This window comes from Micromonospora sp. WMMA1998, assembly GCF_027497375.1.
Lineage (GTDB): Bacteria > Actinomycetota > Actinomycetes > Mycobacteriales > Micromonosporaceae > Micromonospora > Micromonospora sediminicola.
In genome coordinates this window covers 2065106-2083860 of the sequence record NZ_CP114911.1, presented here as the reverse complement: position 1 = coordinate 2083860, position 18755 = coordinate 2065106, and the positions used below count along the sequence as shown (strand labels likewise).

16 protein-coding genes and 1 pseudogene are annotated in these 18755 nt (G+C 73.9%); 11 read left to right on the top strand and 6 right to left on the bottom strand.

From position 1 onward, the window contains the following. Nucleotides 1-57 precede the first annotated feature (57 nt). Nucleotides 58-723, top strand: coding sequence for a methyltransferase domain-containing protein (locus O7600_RS09000; protein WP_281593193.1), 666 nt, complete (start codon nucleotides 58-60; stop codon nucleotides 721-723). 249 nt (nucleotides 724-972) lie between these two features. On the opposite strand, the gene O7600_RS08995 is transcribed toward O7600_RS09000, so the two are convergent. Together O7600_RS08995 and typA are read right to left on the bottom strand one after the other, a co-directional pair. Beyond that, nucleotides 973-2019, bottom strand: a complete 1047-nt coding sequence (locus O7600_RS08995; RefSeq protein ID WP_281588100.1) for an IS30 family transposase — start codon at nucleotides 2017-2019, stop codon at nucleotides 973-975. A 259-nt stretch (nucleotides 2020-2278) separates the two neighbouring features. Then, nucleotides 2279-4144 (bottom strand): translational GTPase TypA, encoded by a 1866-nt coding sequence (gene typA / locus O7600_RS08990; protein ID WP_281593192.1) that lies wholly within the window; start codon nucleotides 4142-4144, stop codon nucleotides 2279-2281. Between the two features lie 131 nt (nucleotides 4145-4275). Between typA and O7600_RS08985 the strand changes: the two genes are divergently transcribed. Together O7600_RS08985 and O7600_RS08980 are read left to right on the top strand one after the other, a co-directional pair. Continuing rightward, the gene (locus O7600_RS08985; RefSeq protein ID WP_281593191.1) at nucleotides 4276-5742 is read left to right on the top strand and encodes a DedA family protein; all 1467 of its coding nucleotides are present in this window, start codon (nucleotides 4276-4278) and stop codon (nucleotides 5740-5742) included. 32 nt (nucleotides 5743-5774) lie between these two features. Beyond that, nucleotides 5775-6647 (top strand): transglycosylase SLT domain-containing protein, encoded by an 873-nt coding sequence (locus O7600_RS08980; protein ID WP_281593190.1) that lies wholly within the window; start codon nucleotides 5775-5777, stop codon nucleotides 6645-6647. Nucleotides 6648-6692: 45 nt separating this feature from the next. Here the strand turns inward: O7600_RS08980 and O7600_RS08975 are convergent, their stop codons facing one another. Next, nucleotides 6693-8828: an MMPL family transporter gene (locus O7600_RS08975; protein WP_281593189.1), complete on the bottom strand. Its 2136-nt coding sequence runs from the start codon at nucleotides 8826-8828 to the stop codon at nucleotides 6693-6695. Nucleotides 8829-8968: 140 nt separating this feature from the next. On the opposite strand from O7600_RS08975, the gene O7600_RS08970 reads away from it, so the two are divergent. The 5 genes from O7600_RS08970 (at nucleotide 8969) to O7600_RS08950 (ending at nucleotide 14187) form a co-directional block, all read left to right on the top strand. After that, complete coding sequence (locus O7600_RS08970) at nucleotides 8969-9502, top strand: MarR family transcriptional regulator (protein WP_281594105.1); 534 nt, start codon at nucleotides 8969-8971, stop codon at nucleotides 9500-9502. Between the two features lie 2 nt (nucleotides 9503-9504). Beyond that, nucleotides 9505-11157 carry a CocE/NonD family hydrolase gene (locus O7600_RS08965; RefSeq protein ID WP_281593188.1) on the top strand — a complete coding sequence of 551 codons (1653 nt, stop codon included), beginning with the start codon at nucleotides 9505-9507 and terminating at the stop codon, nucleotides 11155-11157. 166 nt (nucleotides 11158-11323) lie between these two features. Continuing rightward, nucleotides 11324-12232, top strand: a complete 909-nt coding sequence (locus O7600_RS08960; protein WP_281593187.1) for a hypothetical protein — start codon at nucleotides 11324-11326, stop codon at nucleotides 12230-12232. A 105-nt stretch (nucleotides 12233-12337) separates the two neighbouring features. Continuing rightward, nucleotides 12338-12913: a metalloregulator ArsR/SmtB family transcription factor gene (locus O7600_RS08955; RefSeq protein ID WP_281593186.1), complete on the top strand. Its 576-nt coding sequence runs from the start codon at nucleotides 12338-12340 to the stop codon at nucleotides 12911-12913. Then, the gene (locus O7600_RS08950) at nucleotides 12910-14187 is read left to right on the top strand and encodes an MFS transporter (protein ID WP_281593185.1); all 1278 of its coding nucleotides are present in this window, start codon (nucleotides 12910-12912) and stop codon (nucleotides 14185-14187) included. Before O7600_RS08955 ends, O7600_RS08950 begins: the two co-directional genes overlap by 4 nt. Nucleotides 14188-14241: 54 nt before the next feature. Here the strand turns inward: O7600_RS08950 and O7600_RS08945 are convergent, their stop codons facing one another. Continuing rightward, a complete protein-coding gene (locus O7600_RS08945) occupies nucleotides 14242-14445 on the bottom strand; it encodes a cold-shock protein (RefSeq protein ID WP_091059998.1) in 204 nt (67 codons plus the stop codon). A gap of 166 nt (nucleotides 14446-14611) precedes the next feature. Between O7600_RS08945 and O7600_RS08940 the strand changes: the two genes are divergently transcribed. Together O7600_RS08940 and O7600_RS08935 are read left to right on the top strand one after the other, a co-directional pair. After that, entirely contained in the window at nucleotides 14612-15298 is a 687-nt protein-coding gene (locus O7600_RS08940; RefSeq protein ID WP_281593184.1) for a 50S ribosomal protein L11 methyltransferase, read from the top strand. 89 nt (nucleotides 15299-15387) lie between these two features. Further along, a pseudogene (locus O7600_RS08935) lies at nucleotides 15388-15978 on the top strand (VTT domain-containing protein); the annotation flags it as partial. 63 nt (nucleotides 15979-16041) lie between these two features. Here the strand turns inward: O7600_RS08935 and O7600_RS08930 are convergent. Then, a complete protein-coding gene (locus tag O7600_RS08930; RefSeq protein WP_281593183.1) occupies nucleotides 16042-16695 on the bottom strand; it encodes an MBL fold metallo-hydrolase in 654 nt (217 codons plus the stop codon). 8 nt (nucleotides 16696-16703) lie between these two features. Next, entirely contained in the window at nucleotides 16704-17420 is a 717-nt protein-coding gene (locus tag O7600_RS08925) for a maleylpyruvate isomerase family mycothiol-dependent enzyme (RefSeq protein ID WP_281593182.1), read from the bottom strand. Nucleotides 17421-17658: 238 nt separating this feature from the next. Between O7600_RS08925 and rsgA the strand changes: the two genes are divergently transcribed. Next, on the top strand, nucleotides 17659-18738 hold the full coding sequence (gene rsgA, locus O7600_RS08920) for a ribosome small subunit-dependent GTPase A (RefSeq protein WP_281593181.1): 1080 nt from the start codon (nucleotides 17659-17661) through the stop codon (nucleotides 18736-18738). The last annotated feature ends 17 nt before the right edge of the window (nucleotides 18739-18755 follow it).

Genomic DNA, 18755 nt, shown 5'->3' with positions numbered 1-18755 from the left:
GGATCTTCGAGGCGCGCGGGGCAGCGGCGCGGCCGGGTCCGGGGCTAGCGTGCGGACATGACGACCGCCCGGTACGACGACATCGCGGACTGGTACGAGGAGTACGCCACCGTCGGTTCCGCGGCCTACATGGACCGGGTCCGATCGGTGCTGGCGGAGCTGTTGGGCCCCGGCCCCGGGCGGTGCCTGGACCTGTGCTGCGGCACCGGGGCGCACGCGGGCGAGCTGCACCGGCTCGGCTGGACGCCGGTGGGGGTGGACCTGTCCGGCGGGCAGTTGCGCCACGCCCGGGCCCGGCTGCCGGTGGCCGGTGCCGACGCCACCGCCCTGCCGCTGGCCGACGGCGCTCTGCCGGCAGTGGTCTGCGTGCTGGCGCACACCGACATGCCGGACTATCCGGCCGCGATCGCGGAGGCGGCCCGGGTGCTGGCCCCGGGCGGCCGGCTGGTGCACATAGGGGTGCATCCCTGCTTCGTGGGCGCCTTCGCGGATCGGTCCGAGCCGGAGCGGATCGTGATCGACGGCGGCTACGCCACCCGGGAGCGCACGACCCGGTCCTGGAACGCGAGCGGGGTACGGGCCCGCGTGGGCGCCTGGCACCTGCCCCTGGCCGACCTGCTCACCGCCGTCGCCGCCGCAGGCCTGGTGCTCGATGAGGTGGTCGAGTCCGGCTCCGGCCCGATCCCCGACGTCCTGGCCCTCCGCGCCACCAGACCCCGCTGACGGCCACCCTCCCCAGCCACCCTCCCGTCCCGCGGCCACCCGCCGCCGGTGCTGGTCCGCGACTCGGATCCCGCTGCTTTCCCCGCCACCGGCTTCCGCCCCCGCCATTCCAGCCCCCGCCTTCCGGCCAGCCTCACTCCCGCTACCGCCCCCACCTCGTCGGCCGCTCCGCTCCCAGAAGTCGGGAGTTTGCGCCCACACACCGAGACGTGCGGAGATCTTGGAAGGAACGTGCCCCTATAGGCGGACTCAATCGGTGGTTGCAACACCTAGTAGCTGGGTCATCTTCTCACCGGGGGTGGCCCAGCCCAGGGTCATGCGGGGGCGGTCGTTGAGTTCGTCGGCGATGGCGTTGAGGCCGGTTTGGTCGATGGTGGTGAAGTCGAACTGGCCTTTGGGGAAGTACTGGCGTAGTAAGCCGTTGGTGTTCTCGTTGCTGCCGCGTTGCCAGGGGCTGTGTGGGTCGCAGAAGTAGACCGGGCAGTCGGTGGCGATGGTGAAGTCGCGGTGCCGGGCCATCTCTGTGCCCTGGTCCCAGGTCAACGAGGCCCGCAACCGCTGCGGTAGCCAGGTCATCGCCGCAGCCAGCTGAGACACGACGTGTTCGGACACCTTGCCCTCGGGCAGCCCGACCAGGATCACGAACCGGGTAGCACGTTCCACCAGGGTCGCGATCGCGGAACCACCGCGTCCACCCCGACGTACTCCCTCGAGCAGGTCGCCCTCCCAATGCCCGGGCACCGCCCGATCGGCGACCTCAGCGGGTCGGGCGCTGATGTTCAACCCGAGCCACGGCCGCACGGAGCGAACCGCCGCCGCGGCCACCGGCCGGCGCCGACGCGCCGCCCGCCCAGACCGCAGGGCCACCTGACGGGACAACTCGGCACGCAGATTCCCCCGCGCCTGCAGGTAGATCGCCTGATAGATCGTCTCGTGCGACACATGCATCTCCGGCCGCAGCGGGTACTCCAGCCGCAGCCGAGCGGCGATCTGCTGCGGCGAACGACGTCGACGCAGCATATCCAGCACCGTCTGACGCAACAGCCCGTCAACAGCTAGCCGCGGCACACGCTTGGCGCGGTTATGCCGCAGAAACGACGCCCACTGCGCCATCGACGGCTGATACCGCTGCCCGTAACGCTCGAACCGGCCCACCTCCCGCGAGACAGTCGACACCGCCCGCCCCAACCGACGCGCGATCGACCGCAACGACTCACCAGCCGCCCGACCCAACCCAATCTGCTCCCGCTCCAGCGGGCTCAACCTCGACGCCACAACCACCCCAACGAAGATCATCCGAAGGGTGTTGCAACCACCGGTTGAACCCGCCATAGGGGCCATTCCGTACCAAGATCTCGCGCCAGGTCCATGGATCATGAGGTTGGCGGCAGATGTGGGCTTCTGAACCGCCGTCAACCTCATGATCGACCGGCGATGGGTGGCGGGGGTGGTGCGGGGTTGGCGGCGGTGGGAGGGGTGGGGAGTCGGAGAGACGGGGGAGCCCGGTCCGCCGGGGTGGCGGGCCGGGCTCCGGGTGGGGCGTCGGGCTGGTGGGTCAGCCGGCGTGCTTGCGGCGGGCGGCCATCCGGCCCCGCTGCGTCTGGTCCAGGATCACCTTGCGGATGCGCACCGAGGTCGGGGTGACCTCGACGCACTCGTCCTCGCGGCAGAACTCCAGCGCCTGCTCCAGCGACAGCTTGCGCGGCGGGATCAGCTTCTCGGTCTCGTCGGAGGTCGACGCCCGCATGTTGGTGAGCTTCTTCTCCTTGGTGATGTTGACGTCCATGTCGTCGGAGCGGGAGTTCTCCCCGACGATCATGCCCTCGTACACCTCGGTGGTCGGCTCGACGAAGAGCTGGCCGCGCTCCTGCAGGTTGATCATGGCGAACGAGGTGACCGAACCGGCGCGGTCGGCCACCAGCGAGCCGTTGTTGCGGGTGCGCAGCTCGCCGAACCACGGCTCGTAGGACTCGAAGACGTGGTGCAGGATGCCGGTGCCCCGGGTGTCGGTGAGGAACTCGGTGCGGAAGCCGATCAGGCCGCGCGCCGGGACCAGCCACTCCATCCGGATCCAGCCGGTGCCGTGGTTGACCAGCTGCTCCATCCGGCCCTTGCGGGTGGCCAGCAGCTGGGTGATCGCGCCCAGGTACTCCTCCGGCGCGTCGATGGTCAGCCGCTCGACGGGCTCGCAGGTCTTGCCGTCGATCTCCTTGGTGACCACCTGCGGCTTGCCGACGGTCAGCTCGTAGGACTCGCGGCGCATCTGCTCGACCAGGATGGCCAGGGCCAGCTCGCCACGGCCCTGCACCTCCCAGGCGTCCGGCCGCTCGGTGGGCAGCACCCGCAGCGAGACGTTGCCGATCAGCTCCTTGTCCAGCCGGTCCTTGACCATCCGGGCGGTGACCTTGGCGCCCTTGACCCGGCCGACCAGCGGCGAGGTGTTGGTGCCGATGGTCATCGAGATGGCCGGCTCGTCCACCGTGATCAGCGGCAGCGGGATCGGGTTCTCGGCGTCGGCCAGCGTCTCCCCGATCATGATCTCGGGGATGCCGGCGACCGCGATGATGTCGCCCGGTCCGGCCGACTCGGCCGGCTTGCGCTCCAGGCCCTCGGTCATCAGCAGCTCGGAGATGCGGACCCGCTGGGTGCTGCCGTCGGTGCGGCACCAGGCCACGGTCTGGCCCTTGCTGATCGTGCCCTGGCGGACCCGGCACAGCGCGAGCCGGCCCAGGAACGGCGAGGCGTCGAGGTTGGTGACGTGCGCCTGGAGCGGCGCGTCCTCCTCGTACGCGGGCGCCGGAATGGTGTCCAGCAGGGTGCGGAACAGCGGCTCCAGGTTGCTGCTGTCGTCCGGCACGGCGCCGTCGGCCGGCTGGGTGAGCGAGGCGATGCCGTCGCGGGCGCAGGCGTAGACGATCGGGAAGTCGATCTGCTCCTCGTCGGCGTCCAGGTCGAGGAAGAGCTCGTAGGTGTCGTCCACGACCTCCTTGATCCGGGCGTCGGGGCGGTCCACCTTGTTGATCACCAGGATGATCGGCAACCGGGCGCGCAGCGCCTTGCGGAGCACGAACCGGGTCTGCGGCAGCGGGCCCTCGCTGGCGTCCACCAGCAGCACCACGCCGTCGACCATGGTCAGGCCGCGCTCGACCTCACCACCGAAGTCGGCGTGACCGGGGGTGTCGATGATGTTGATGGTGACCGGGTCGCCGTCCGCCGGCAGGTACCGCACGCCGGTGTTCTTGGCGAGGATGGTGATGCCCTTCTCCCGCTCGAGGTCCATCGAGTCCATGACCCGCTCGGTGTCCTCACCACGGGCGCCGTAGGCGCCGGCCTGCCGCAACATGGCGTCGACCAGGGTCGTCTTGCCGTGGTCGACGTGGGCGATGATGGCGACGTTGCGGAGGTCGGTGCGTAGCTGCATACCCTCCATACTCCTGTCTGCGGTTGCCGGGGCACGCCTCGGGGTCACCCCGAGATCGCCCGGATCTGTGGCGAAAGTGCTGTGCCGACCGTTCCAGCGACTGGCATGCTGGCTCCCGTGCGGGATGCCGGATGCCTGACCTGCTGAACTGGCTGCAGGAGCTGCCGCCCCTGCTGATCTACCTGGCCGCCGCGACGATCGTCGCGGGTGAGACCGCGGTGATCTTCGGGCTGCTGGTGCCGGGCGAGGCGACCCTGCTGCTGGTCGGCTTCCTAGCGTACGCGGGGACGCTACGGCTCGTCCCCACGCTGCTGGCCATGGTGGCCGCCGCCGTGATGGGAGACACACTCGCGTGGCGGGCCGGGCGGCGGTACGGGCCGCGGCTGCGCGCCTCCGGGCTCGGCGCCCGGATCGGAGCGCACCGCTGGCGACGCGCCGACGAGTTGCTGGAGCGCCTGGGCGGGCGGGGCGTGTTCGCCGCCCGCTGGGTGGCGTTCGCCCGCACGTTGGCGCCCCGGCTGGCCGGTGCGGCCGGGCTGCCGTACCGGCGGTTCGCGCCGTGGAACCTGGCCGGGGTGGTGAGCTGGGTCGGCGCCTCGGTGCTGGCCGGCTACCTGGCCGGCGAGTCGTACGAGCGGGTGTCGCAGCTGCTGGGCCGGGCCACCGGGGCGGTGCTGGTGCTGCTGGTGTGCCTGCTCGGCGTGGTGTTGGCCGGCCGGTGGCTGGGACGCAACCCGGATCCGGTCCGGGCGTTGGCGGCTCGGGCCGGAGGGTTGCCGCCGCTGCGCTGGCTGCGGGACCGCTACGGGGTGCTGTTCTTCCTGGTCGGCATGCGCGTCGGCCCGGTCTGGACGCTGCTGATCAACCTGGTGCTGGGGCTGGCGCTGCTGTTCGGCGCCGGGTTGGCCGTGGCCGCCCTGCTGGAGGCGGTGGTCCGGCACAGCGGGCTGGGCGTGCTCGACGGGCTGGTCGCGGACTGGTTCGCCGCCCGGCGTACCCCGGGGGTGGTCGACGCCGCGGTGGGCGCGGTGTCGGTGCTGCGCGGCTGGGTCCTCATCACGGCGGTCGCCCTGGTGGCGGTGGTGGTGACCGGCCGGCGGCGGTCCTGGCGCGCGGACCCGCTGGGGGTGGTGGGGACGGTCGGCGCGGCCGTGCCGTTGGTGCTGCTGGTGGTGGTGGCGGACCTGACCGGTCCGGGCGGGCCGGACGACGTCCGGGACCTGTTCCCCACCCAGAACGCGGTGGTCACCGCGAGCTTCGGCACGTTGGCCTGGCTGCTGTCGCGGGGGGCGCGCTGGCCGGTCGGGGTGGCGGTCTGGACCGCCGCGTCGGCGGGCGTGGTCGCGGTCACCGGCGCTCGGCTCTACCTGGGCTGGAGCACGGCCAGCGGCACGGCGTCCGCGGTGCTGCTGGGCGCCGCGTGGACCACCGTGTTCGTGGTCGCCTGGGCGACCCGGGACCGCGCGGCGGACGGCGACGGCGGGTCGGCGCCCGGGGACGCCGCCCCGGCCCGGTCGGCCGTGGGCGAGGCCGCGCCGCGGCCCCGGGAGCGCCGGTCGGCGTCGCGGGTACCCCGTAGGCCCGTCGATCCCTGCTAGGGTGCGCCGGACGGGGACCACGGGGAGGTTCGATGCGGGTAGGAGTCAGCCGGTGGGCTGCGGCTGCGGTGGCGGCGCTGGTGGCGGCCGGTCTGGTGACCGGCTGCGGCGGCGAGGAGCAGCCGGTCCGGGAGGTGGCCGCGGAGCTGCCCACGGTGGCCCCGGTCGAAGCGCCGGAGGAGGTGCCCGCCGACGCGCCGAGCGAGGAGCCGCCGGCGGTCGAGGCGATGGGCGGGCGGCCCAGCCCGTCGGCGTCAGCGTCGGCGAAGCCGCGGCCGAAGCCGTCCCGCACGTCCACCAAGCCGCTGGCGAAGCCGAAGCCGCCGACCGAGACCCAGGTGCCGCCGGCCCCGCCGAAGCCGGCGCCCGCCGGCTGCAAGCCCAGCCACCGGGGCACCAAGGCGACGCAGAGCCAGGTGAAGTCGGCGCTGGCCGACGCCGCGGCCCGCACCTACTGGCCCACCTCGGCGCCGGACATCCGCATCCCGTCGGTCCTGATGAAGGCCACCGCCTGGCAGGAGAGCGGCTGGCAGTCCACCATCGTCGCCTGTGACGGCGGGGTCGGGCTGATGCAGGTCATGCCGGCCACGGCGGAGTGGATGAACCAGCGCTTCGGCCAGTCGTACGACATCGACGACTACCGGGACAACGCCTACCTCGGCGGCACCTACCTGGCCTGGCTGACCAAGTACATCGGCGACATGTACTTCGAGTCCGACTACCGGCTGGACGCCTCGCTGTGCACCGCCGAGCTGAACTCGTGCCTGCTCAACGCCGTGATCTCGGCGTACAACTACGGGCACGGCGCGGTCGCCCGGGAGGGGCAGCCGCTGGCCATCCCCAACCCGCAGTACGTCTACAACGTGCGGGAACTGATGACCACCTGCGAGTGCCTGGCGTTCTGACCGGGGGTCCGGGGGCCGGCCTGCGGCCGCCCCCCGGACGTCGGGTCAGTCCCGCGCGGTGACCGGCTCGGCCGGCACGTCGGGCGCCTCGGTCGGCGTCTCCGGCTCGGGGGTGATCCGCCCGGGCCACCAGAACCGGTCGCCGAGCAGGAAGGCCAGCGCCGGCACCAGCACGGTGCGGACCAGCAGGGTGTCCAGCAGCACGCCGATGCAGACGATGATCCCGATCTGGGTGAGCGTGATCAGCGGGAGCACGCCCAGCACCGCGAAGACCGCGGCGAGCAGCACACCGGCGCTGGTGATGACGCCGCCGGTGACGCGCAGCGCGGAGAGCATCCCGTCCCGGGTGCCGACCCGGCGGGCGTCCTCCCGGGCCCGGGTGACCAGGAAGATGTTGTAGTCCACGCCGAGGGCGACCAGGAACACGAACGCCAGCAGCAGCACGCCGGAGTCCAGTGCCGGGAAGTCCAGCACGTGGTCGAAGAGCAGCCAGGCCGCGCCGAGGCTGGCGAAGAACGACGCGATCACGGTCAGCACCAGCAGCAGCGGGGCCAGCAGGCCGCGCAGCAGCAGCACCAGCACGGCGCCGACCAGCAGCAGGATGATCGGCAGGATCAGCCGGAGGTCGCGGGTGTTGGCCTCGTTCGAGTCGTACGTGGCCGCGACCGTGCCGCCGACCAGCGCGCCGTCCGGGGCGTCCGCGCCGGCCACGGTCGGCGGCGCCGAGTTCGGCACGGCGGCGACCGCGTCCCGCAGGGCCACGACCGCGCGGTCGGAGGCGGCGGTGCCCGGCTCGGCGGTGAGCACCACGTCGACCTGGGCGACCCGGTCCCCGGCCAGACCCGGGCGGACCGACGCGACCCCGTCCACCGCGTCGGCGGCGGCGACCACCGCGGCGGCGGCCTGCGGGTTGGTGAGCACGGCGACCGGCTGGGTGCTGCCGGCCGGGAAGGCGCGCGCGAGGGTCTCCGCGCCGGCGACCGCCTCGGGCTTCTCGCGGAACTGCTCGGTCTCGGACAGGCCGGTGCGGATACCGAGGCTGCCGAGCGCGAGGCCGGCCAGGAGCAGGGTGGCCAGCACCGCGACCGGCAGCGGCCGGCGGACGACCAGCGCGCCGAGGCGGCCCCAGAGCCGGCCCTCGCGAGCGGCGCCGCCGACGCGGGGGACGAACGGCCAGAACAGGCCACGGCCGAAGAGCACCAGCGCCGCGGGCAGCACGAACAGGGCGGAGAGCATGGCGAACACGACGCCGATGGCGCAGGCCACCGCGAGCGCCCGGTTCGTCTCCTGCTCCGACAGCAGCAACGTCAGCACCCCGAGCACGACGGTGCCGCCGCTGGCCAGGATCGGCTCGGCGGTGCGGCGCAGGGCGGAGCGCATCGCGGTGAAGCGGTTCTCCTCCCGGCGCAGCTCCTCGCGGTAGCGCGCGATGAGCAGCAGGGCGTAGTCGGTGGCGGCGCCGAAGACCAGGACGCTGGCGATGCCGGTGACCTGGCCGCTGGGCAGGTAGATGCCGAGCGCGGGCACGACGGTCTCCACCGTGCGCAGGGTGAGCTGCTCGGCGGCGGCCACGACCAGCAGGGGCACGAGCCACAGGAACGGGCTGCGGTAGGTGACCAGCAGCAGCAGCGCCACGACGGCGGCGGTGACCAGCAGCAGGGTGGTGTCGGCACCCTGGAACACCTTGCTCAGGTCGGCGGTGAACGCCGGCCCGCCGGTGACCTCGACGGTCAGGTCGGCGGGCAGGTCACCGACCGCGTCGCGCACCTTGACCACCTCGTCGACCACGGCCTGCTGGTCACCGGCGGTGGACAGCGGCACGGCGACCAGCGCGACGGTGCCGTCGGGAGAGACCTGGGCGGGGGCGACCCGGCCGCCGGCGGCGAGCGCGCCCAGCTCCGCCGCCGCCCCGTCGAGCGCGCTGCGGTCGGCGGCGCTGAGTGGGGCGCGGTCGTCGCGGCTGACCACCACGAGGGCGGGCTGGGTGTCGCGGGAGGGCAGCTGCTCCTGGAGCCGCTCGACCTGCGTCGACTGCCATTCGACGGACAGGCCGGTGGCGGAGACGGGTTGGGGATTGTCCGGCTTGGGTAGGCCGAAGACGACAGCGCCGACGACGAGCGCGGCGACCACGGTGAGCCAGGCGGCCAGCCGGCCCCGGGCGACGCGGGTGAACAGTGACATCGGTGCCCTCACAGGTTTCTTTGCGGGGGTGATTCTTGTCAGGAGAGTATCTTGATGAGCGAGATTATCCGGGGAGGGCCTATGCTGCAACCGGACCGGGGCGGGCAGGGGGGTGGCGGCGAGCGGTGACGGGGCACGGCATGTACCGGCGGCGGGACGACCCGCGGGGGCGGATGGTCGCGGAGATCACCAACGACCTGCGTCGCTACTCGTTCGACGCGCAGCACGTCGGGCACGCGTTCGCCGGCCTGCACGGGCTCAACGCCACCGACCTGCAGGCCCTCATCGCGGTGATGGAGGCCGAGCTGGTGGGCGAGCCGATCACCCCGGGCCGGCTCGGTGAGGTGCTCAATCTCTCCTCCGGGTCGGTGACCGCGCTGGTCGACCGGCTGGAGCGCGCGGGCCACATCCGGCGCGACCGGGACACCGTCGACCGCCGCAAGGTCCTGCTGCACTACGCCGACCAGGGCGCCACCCTGGCGCAGAGCTTCTTCGGGCCGCTCGGCCGCCGCACCGACGAGGTGATGGCCCGGTTCACCGACGACGAGTTGGCCGTGGTGCACCGGTTCATGGCCGAGATGATGCGGTCCATGCGGGCGCACCGCGACGAGGTGCGCGCCGCCCGCGGTGAGCCCCGCCGCGCTGCCGCCCCGGACCCCGCCGGCGACCGCTGACCGTGCGACCGGTCACCCGGCTCGTCGCGGCGGCACTGCGGCTGCCCGCCGCCCGCACCGGCCGGGTCGCCGTCACCCGGAACCTCCCGGTCCGGGTCCGCGACGGCACCTGCCTGCGCACCGACCACTACGCGCCGGATCTCGCCGGAGCCCCGTGCGTGCTGATCCGCACCCCGTACGGCCGGGGCGGGCCGGTCCGGTTGCTGGGCCGCCTGATCGCCGAGCGGGGCTTCCACGTGGTGATCCAGTCCTGCCGCGGCACGTACGGCTCCGATGGCGAGTTCGCCCCGCTGGTGCACGAGCGTGACGACGGCCTGGACACCCTCGACTGGCTGCGCCGCCAGCCCTGGTGGACCGGCGCGTTCGGCATGTTCGGCGCCAGCTACCAGGGGTTCGTGCAGTGGGCGGTGGCCGCCGAGGCGGGCGACGAGCTGCGCGCGATGGTCGCCGTGGTGACCGCCTCGGCCACCCGCGACTCGACGTACGCGGGTGAGTCCTTCGCGCTGGACACGGTGCTCACCTGGGCGGAGCTGCTCGAGGCGCAGACCGTGCCCTGGCTGGCCCGGCAGTGGGAGCTCAAACGCGGCCAACCCCGACTGGCCCGCGCGTTGTCCCACCTCCCGCTGGCCGAGGCGGACCGCGTCGCCACCGGCGTGACCGTGCCGTTCTTCCAGGAGTGGCTGCGTCACCACACCCCGGACGCCGACTACTGGCGCACCCGCGTCTTCGGCGACCGGATCACCGACGTGCGCGCGCCGGTGACCATGGTCAGCGGCTGGCAGGACATCTTCCTCCCGGCGCAGCTCGACGACTGGGCCCGGCTGCGGGCCGCCGGCGCCCGACCCCGGCTCACCGTCGGTCCGTGGACCCACGGCAGCCCGGGGCTGCTCGTGGCGGCCCTGCGGGAGGGCCTGGACTGGCTCGACACGCACCTGGCCGGCCGGGTCCGGCCGGAGCGCGCACCGGTGCGGGTGCACGTGGGCGGCGACGGCGGCGGGTGGCGGGACCTGCCCGACTGGCCGCCGCCAGCGACCCCGACCCGCTGGCACCTGCGGTCGGACGGCCGGCTGGACCGCACGCCGCCGGACGCCGAGGCGCCGGACCGGATCTGGTACGACCCGGCGGATCCGACCCCGTCGCTGGGCGGACCGCTGCTGGTGGCCCAGCGGGCGGGCGCGGTGGACAACCGGCCGGTGGAGTCGCGGCCGGACGTGCTCACCTACACCACCGAGCCGTTGCCGGCCGCCGTCGAGGTGGTCGGGCCGGTGCACGCCGAGATCCACCTGCGCAGCGAACTGTCGTACCTGGACGTGTTCGTGCGACTGTGCGACGTGGACCGGCGCGGGCGGTCCTGGAACGTCTGCGACGGGCTGGCCCGGGTCGAGCCGGGCCGATTCCCCCGGGACGCCTCCGGCGCGGTCCGGGTTCCGGTCACGCTCTGGCCGACCGCGCACCGGTTCGCCTCCGGGCACCGGTTGCGCCTTCAGGTCTCCGGCGGCGCCCATCCGCGATACGCCCGCAACCCCGGCACCGGGGAGCCGCTCGGCACCGCCGTGACTCTTCGTGCTGGATGGCGCGATGTGCTGCACGATGGTGAGCATCCCTCGGGGTTGGACCTGCCGCTGACGCCGGCACCGTCCACAGCGTCCCGATAGTTCCAAATAGCGCCTCTGAACTGGGCGTTTTCCCCAAACCGTGGTTAAGCTCGGAGCAGGTGCCCGGTGCCGTGCAACTCATCGGCGGGGTGCGACCGCGGATCGCAAGCCATCACGTGCTGTGATCGTCATGCCCTGCCGGCCATCGATCGGAAGGGGATCCACCATGACCTCGGCTCCGGCGAACCTGCTGGCGGTCCGCAACCTGTTGCTCACCTACCTCAACGTCGACAAGAACGCCGTACGGGATCAGGACCTGGAACCGGCCGAGGTCGGCATCGTCGGCGACGCGAACCACCGGGGCGGCTACCACTGCGGCTCCGACCGGGTGGTCGTCAACGACTACTCGGTGGTGGAGTCCACCCGGGACCGTTCCGGGCTGACCCTGTACGCGTCCGCGCTGGACGTCGGCACGTTCTCGGTCCGCTCCGGCGGCGCCACCCACACCCTGCGCACCTTCTCCACCTGGATGGCGGCGCAGTGCGCGGCGAACGCGGCCGACACCCGGGACATCCGGGAGATCATCTACTCCCCGGACGGCCGGACCGTGCGGCGTTGGGACCGGCTCGGCAAGCGCACCGGTGGCGACAGCAGCCACCTCTTCCACACCCACTTCAGCTTCTTCCGCGACTCCACCAAGGCGGGCCGGGACCAGACCCCGCTGTTCCGCCGTTATCTCACCGCGATCGGGCTGATCGCCCCTGTGAAACCGGAGGACGACATGGAACAGACCGACAAACTCGTCGGCAACACCGGCTACCCGAACCGCACGGTCGGCGACGTGCTGGCCGACGTCGAGAACCTGCGCAACTGGCTGATCTCACCGGTCAACACGACCGGCCTGGTCACCCCGCCGATGGCCAACTCGCCGTTGCAGCAGATGCTGGCGATGGCGCGGGCCTGGCCGGCGCTCGTCGCGCAGGTCAACGAGTTGTCGGGCAAGGACTTCACCGACGAGCAGCAGATCGTCAGCGGGGTCCTCGCCGGCCTCCCGCCGGAGAAGATCGCGGAGGCCATCCCGCCGCAGATCGCCCGGGACGTCGCCGACGAGTTGTCCCGGCGGCTGACCGCCTGACCTTCCGGCGCCGCGGCGACCGCGTCGAGGCGGCCGCCGCGGCGTTTCGGAATTATTCGCAAGAGACATTGCGCAATATCTCTTGCGAATGTCAGGGTGGGTGACATGACAGAGCCCACCGTCCGGCAGGTCACCGACTCGCGAGTGCTCGCGGCGCTCGCCCACCCCTTGCGTCGCCGGCTGATGGACGTGCTCAAGGTGCACGGTCCGTGCACCGTCGGCCTGCTCGCCGAGCACACCGACCAGGCGCCCGCGAACGTCAGCCACCACCTGCGGGTCCTGGCCGCCGCCGACCTGTTGGTGGAGGCGCCCGAGCTGGCCCGGGACCGGCGCGAGCGGTGGTGGCGGCTGCGTGACCGGGGGGTGCGCTGGTCCACGACGGACTTCGACGGCGATCCCGCCGGCCGGGCGGTGGCCGACGCGGCCGGCTCGCTGAACCTGGAGCGGCACGCGGAACTGGTGCGGGCCTGGCATGCGGCCTCCGACGAGACCCGCGCCGACTGGGGCGAGGGGCCGTTCAGCACCGACAAGTGGCTTCGGCTGACCCCGGACGAGTTGGCCCGGCTCAGCCAGGAGGTGATCGCGCTCTTCGCCCGGTGGGCCGACCGGCCGGTGCCCGAGGACGGCCAGCGTCGCGATCCGGTCTTCCTGTTCTCCTACGGCGTCCCGGCCCGGCCGTGAGCGCCCCGGCCCGACCGTCCGCGCCGTCCGTCGACCGCCCGCGCGGTGGGCTGTTCCGGCACCGCGACTTCCGGCTGCTCTGGACCGGGCACACGGTCAGCGCCGTGGGCAGCAACATGACCACGGTGGCGCTGCCGTTGGTCGCCGTGGCGGTGCTCGACGCCACCACGTTCCAGGTGGCGGTGCTCACCGCCGCCGCCTGGCTGCCCTGGCTGCTCGCCGGCCTGCCGGTCGGGGCCTGGGTGGACCGGGTCCGCCGCCGCCCCGTGATGATCGGCGCCGACCTGGCCGCCGCGGCGCTGTTCCTCAGCGTCCCGGTCGCGGCGCTGCTCAGCCTGCTCACCGTCTGGCAGTTGCTGGTGGTGGCGCTCGGCGCCGGCCTGGCCCGGGTCTTCTTCGAGACCGCCGACCAGGTCTACCTGCCCACGCTGCTACCGCCCGAGCAGGTGCCCGAGGCGAACTCGCGGCTGCACGCCACCCACACCGCCAGCTACCTGGTCGGCCCGGGGTTGGCCGGCCTGATCGCCCAGCTCGCCGGCGCGGTCGTCGCGGTGGCGTTGGACGCGGTGAGCTTCCTGTTCTCCGCGCTGTGCCTGCACCGGATCCGGGCGGTCGAGCCCCGGCCGCGCCGCCCCGCCGGGGCGTCGTCGCTGCGTCAGGAGGTCGCCGCCGGGCTGCGCTTCGTCACCCGCGACCCCTACCTGCGGGTGCTGACGGTGTTCGGGGCGGCCAGCAACATCGGGCTGACCGGCTACCAGGCCGTGCTGGTGGTCTTCCTGGTCCGCTCGGCGCACCTGCCGGCCGGCCTGGTCGGCCTGCTGATTGGTCTGGCCAGCCTCGGCGGCGTCGTCGGCGCGGCGTCCGCCGCCCGGCTGGCCCGCCGGCTCGGCACCGCCCGCGCGCTGCTGGTCGCCGGCGCCCTCACCGGCCCGCCCGCGCTGCTGATCCCGCTGGCCGGGCCCGGCGCGCGGGTGACCTGGCTGGTGCTCGGCGGGATGCTGGTGAGCCTCGGCGTCGCGGTCGGCAACGTGGTCAAGGGCAGCTTCCGGCAGACCTACACGCCGCACCGGCTGCTCGGCCGGGTGACCGTGAGCATGCACCTGCTGAACTACGGCACCATCCCGCTCGCCGCAGTGGTGGCCGGCGCGCTGGGCGCCGCCTGGGGGCCGGACGGCGCGATCCGGGTGATGACCGCCTGGCTGGCGCTCACCCCGCTGATCCTGCTGTTCGGGCCGTTGCGCCGGCTGCGCGACCTGCCGGCGGGGCCGGCGTGATGACGCGCTGCGGCGGCGGTCGGAACCCGACCGCCGCCACCGGCACTCGTCACATCACATCGGACGGACGTTGTCCGCCTGCGGGCCCTTCTGGCCCTGCGTCACCTCGAACTCGACCTTCTGACCCTCGTTCAGCTCGCGGTAGCCGCCGCTCTGGATGGCCGAGTAGTGGACGAACACGTCCGGGCCTCCGCCGTCCTGCTCGATGAAGCCGAAGCCCTTTTCCGAGTTGAACCACTTGACCGTGCCGGTTGCCATGCGTCTCTCCCTGTTCAATGCGGGTGAGCACCGGCCTGCGGCCGGTGATCGCCCCTGTACTTCCCCGACAGTAACCGCCCAGGCCCGGATTCGCTGCCGGAAGTGCCGGCGTGGCACGTGAATACCTGCGAGCCGGAAATGACCCCGGTACCGATCGGGGCACGGCATGCTTGCCCCGGTGAGCACAACCACGGCACTGGCCGACCTGGAACAGGAGATCGCGGCGCCCGGCGTGGGCCCGGACCGTCTGCGGCTGGTCGGCACGCCGTTCGTGCCCGAGGTGCGCCTGCACCTGGCCGAGGACGCCATCCTGTGGTGGGCGCGGATGGAGGCCGCGGCCGGGCGGTCGCTGCCGCCGCCGTACTGGGCCTCCGTGTGGGCCGGCGGGCAGGCGCTCGCCCGGCACCTGCTCGACCACCCCGACCTCGTCGCCGGCCGACGGGTGCTCGACCTGGCCGCCGGATCGGGACTGGTCGCCATCGCCGCCGCGCTCGCCGGCGCCGACGAGGTGGTCGCCAACGACGTGGACCCGTACGCGGTGGCGGCCGTCACGGTCAACGCCCGGGCCAACCGGGTCCGGGTGACCGCCGACGGCGACGACCTGCTCGACGGCGTCGCCGGCGTCGACCTGGTGGTGGCCGGCGACGCCCTCTACGACGCCGGGTTGGCCGCCCGGGTGCTGCCGTACCTGCGCCGGTGCGCCGAGCGCGGCGTCGAGGTGCTGGTCGGCGACCCGGACCGCGGGCACCTGCCGCCGGACGGCCTGGACCTGGTGGCCAGCTACCCGGTGCCGACCACCGAGCCCTCGGTCGACTCCCCGGTACGCCGGGTGCAGGTGCTCCGCCCCCGCTGACCCTGAGGCGTCCCCGGGGCCGGCCTCCGGGTCGGGTGGGGGGTCACGCCCGATGTGCCGGACGGTCACGGGCGCATAGCGTGCTCGTCATGACGGACCTGCTCGCCCAGCTCGGGGAGTTGCCCACCACACTGCTGATGGGGCTCCTCGGCGTGGTGATGCTCGCCGACGCCGTACCCCTGGTCGGGGTGCTGGTGCCCGGGGACGCCGCGGTTCTCGCGGCGGTCGGGGCGGGCCGGCCGGCGCTCGGGGCGGTGACCGTCGCGGCCGTGGTGGCGGGCTGCGTGGCCGGCTGGTCGTTGAGCTTCCTCGCCGGGCGGCGCTGGGGCGTGCGGTTGCGGCACGGCCGGCTGGGGCGTTGGATCGGCGAGCCCCGGTGGGCCGCCGCCGAGGCGCTGCTGCACCGCGGCGGCGGACGGATCGTGCTCGTGGCGCCGTTCCTGCCGGTGTTCAACGCGTTGCTGCCGCTGGCCGCCGGCGGGCTCCGGATGCCGTACCGGAGGTTCGTGACCTGCGCGGCGCTCGGCGCCACGCTCTGGGCCGGGCTCTACGTGGCGCTCGGGTTGGCCGCGCGGACGGTGACCGCCCTGCTGCCCGGCGCACCCGACCCGACGGTGCTCACCATGGCCGTCGGGCTGCTGCTGGCCGGGCCGGTGCTGCTCGGCGCCCGGCGCCGGCTGCGCGCGGTGACCGGCGCACCGGGCCGGGTCCGGCCGCCACGGGGGAGGCCGGACCCGGCGCGCTCACCAGCCGCGGGCCCGCCACTGCGGCAGCGCCGCCCGCTCCGCGCCGATCGTGCTGTCCTTGCCGTGTCCCGGATAGAACCAGGTCTCGTCCGGCAGCCGGTCGAAGAGTTTGGCCTCGACGTCGTCGACGAGCTGGCCGAACCGCTCCGGGTCCTGGTCGGTGTTGCCGACCCCACCCGGGAACAGCGAGTCGCCGGTGAACAGGTGCGGGGTGCCGGTCGGGTCGCGGTAGAGCAGCGCGATCGACCCCGGTGTGTGCCCGCGCAGGTGGATGACCTCCAGCGCGCAGTCGCCGACGTCGACGGTGTCGCCCTCACGCAGCGGCTCGGCGTCGATCGGCAGGCCCTCGGCGTCGTCGGCGTGCACCAGCGGGCGGGCGCCGGTCTTGGCGACCACCTCCTCCAGCGCCACCCAGTGGTCCATGTGCCGGTGGGTGGTCACCACCGCGGCCAGGCCGCCGTCGCCCGCCAACTCCAGCAGGCGGGGCGCCTCGTTCGCGGCGTCGATCAGCACCTGGTCGCCGGTGGCGTGGCAGCGCAGCAGGTAGGCGTTGTTGTCCATCGGGCCTACCGACAGCTTGCTGACGGTGAGCCGGTCGAGCTCGCGCACGGCCGGCGGGCCGCCGGGCGTGACGTCTCCGGTGTAGGTCATGACGGCGTTCAGATCCATTCCGGTGGGTTCGGCAGGGGACCGTCGGGGACGACGGTGAGCAGCTCGCCCGCGCCCCGGCCGGTCAGCCAGGCGGCGAGTTCCGGCGCGGGGCCGGTGACCGTGGGCGCCCCCTCGGGGTCACCCACGACGAGTTCGTGTGCGGAGCCGTCGACGCGCAGCACCATGGCCGGCGCGGCCGGGTTGCCGGCCAGCCCGGTCGTCACCTCGTGCAGCAGACGCTGGGCGAAGGCCTCCGGCCAGTCCGCCGGGCGGTAGCCGGTCGCCAGGTCGACGTGGTGCACCTCGACCTCGCGCAGCCGGCCCCAGACCAGCAGCGCCGCCGGCCACGGACCGCGCCGGGCCTGCACCGTGGCGCCCCACGCCCAGGCCGGCATCTGCGCCACCGCCGCGTCGAAACGCTGACCGCTGCGGCGCAGGTCGTCCAGCAGGTCGGCCGGGCCCCGGCCGGCGCCCGCCTCGATGTCGGCGTTACGCGCCTCGACCGAGGCGTACATCGGGATCGGTTCGCCGGTGCGCGCGGCCGTGAGCAGGTTGACGAACCCGTCGGCGTTGCGGGCCAGGTGGGTGAGCACGTGCGCGCGGGTCCAGCCCGGCAGGAGCGAGGGCGCCGCGACGTCCCCGGCGGTCAGGCCGGCGACGGTACGCAGCAGCCGGTCGGTCGCCTCGGCCAGGTCACCGGTCAACAGCAGGGGGTCACTGGTCATCTCGTTCTCACGGGTTCGACAGTAGCGGGCGGGACCCGGCCGCGCCGCCGGGGAAATCGCTTTCGGCGCGTCGGCGCGGCCCCTACCGTCGGGTCGAACGACAGCGGGTCGCGGCGGGAACGCGCCGGGCCGACGTCGTGCAGGACGCGGGCACCGGGAGTCGGAACGGAGGTGGTGAGCATGCCGGTCGAAGCACGCGTGTTCCGCCGTGAACCCCCTCGACACCGATGAGGACATCATGAACCTGGACCTGACCGCCCTCGGCTGGGACGCCGACTGGGCGACCCACCTCGATCGACGCGCCGACCACCGACCCGGGCGGGTGGCCCGGGTCGACCGGGGCGTGTGCACCGTGCTCCGCCCGGAGGGGCCGGTGCGGGCGAGCCTCGGCGGCGGGGTCCTCGCCGCCGCGGCCCGCGACCTGACCGCGTTGCCCTGCGCGGGCGACTGGGTGCTGCTCGCCACCTGGCCGGACGGCCCGGTCACGGTGGAGGCGGTGCTGCCGCGACGGACCGCGCTGGTGCGGCGCACCGCCGGCAAGGACGCCAGCGGGCAGGTGCTGGCCGCCAACCTCGACGCCGCCGCGGTGGTCGAGCCGGTGCACCCGGAACCGGACGCCGCGCGGATCGAGCGGCTGCTCTCCCTGGTGCACGAGTCCGGCGCGCAGCCGCTGGTGGTGCTCACCAAGGCGGACCTGGCCGCCGACCCGGCCGCGGTGGCCCGGCAACTTGCCGACCTGGCGCCCGGGGTGCCGGTGCTGGCGGTCAGCGCCGAGCGGGGCACCGGCCTGGCGCCGCTGCGCGGGCACGTCGCCCCGGGGCGCACCCTCGGCCTGCTCGGCCCGTCCGGGGCCGGCAAGTCGAGCCTGGTCAACGCGCTGGCGGGGGCGGACGTGATGCGGACCCAGGCGATCCGCCGGGTGGACGGCAAGGGCCGGCACACCACCACCTGGCGGTCGCTGGTGCCGCTGCCGGGTGGGGGAGCGGTGCTGGACACCCCCGGGGTACGCGCGGTCGGCCTGCTGGACGGCGTGGTCGGCCTGGACCGGGCCTTCGCCGACATCGCCGAGCTGGCCACCGGCTGCCGGTACGCCGACTGCGCGCACGACGCCGAGCCGGCCTGCGCGGTGCGGGACGCGCTGGACAGCGGCGAGCTGCCGGCGCGCCGCTGGGAGAGCTGGCGCCGGTTGCAGCGGGAGGTCGCCTACGAGGGCGGGCGTCGCGCGGCCCGGCTGGCCGCCGAGCGGCGGGGCGGGTGGCGTGGTGCGCGGCGGCGCACCGGGCGTCCGGCGACCCCGCCCGCGCCCGGCGCACTCTGAGTCGGCCCGGACCGGCC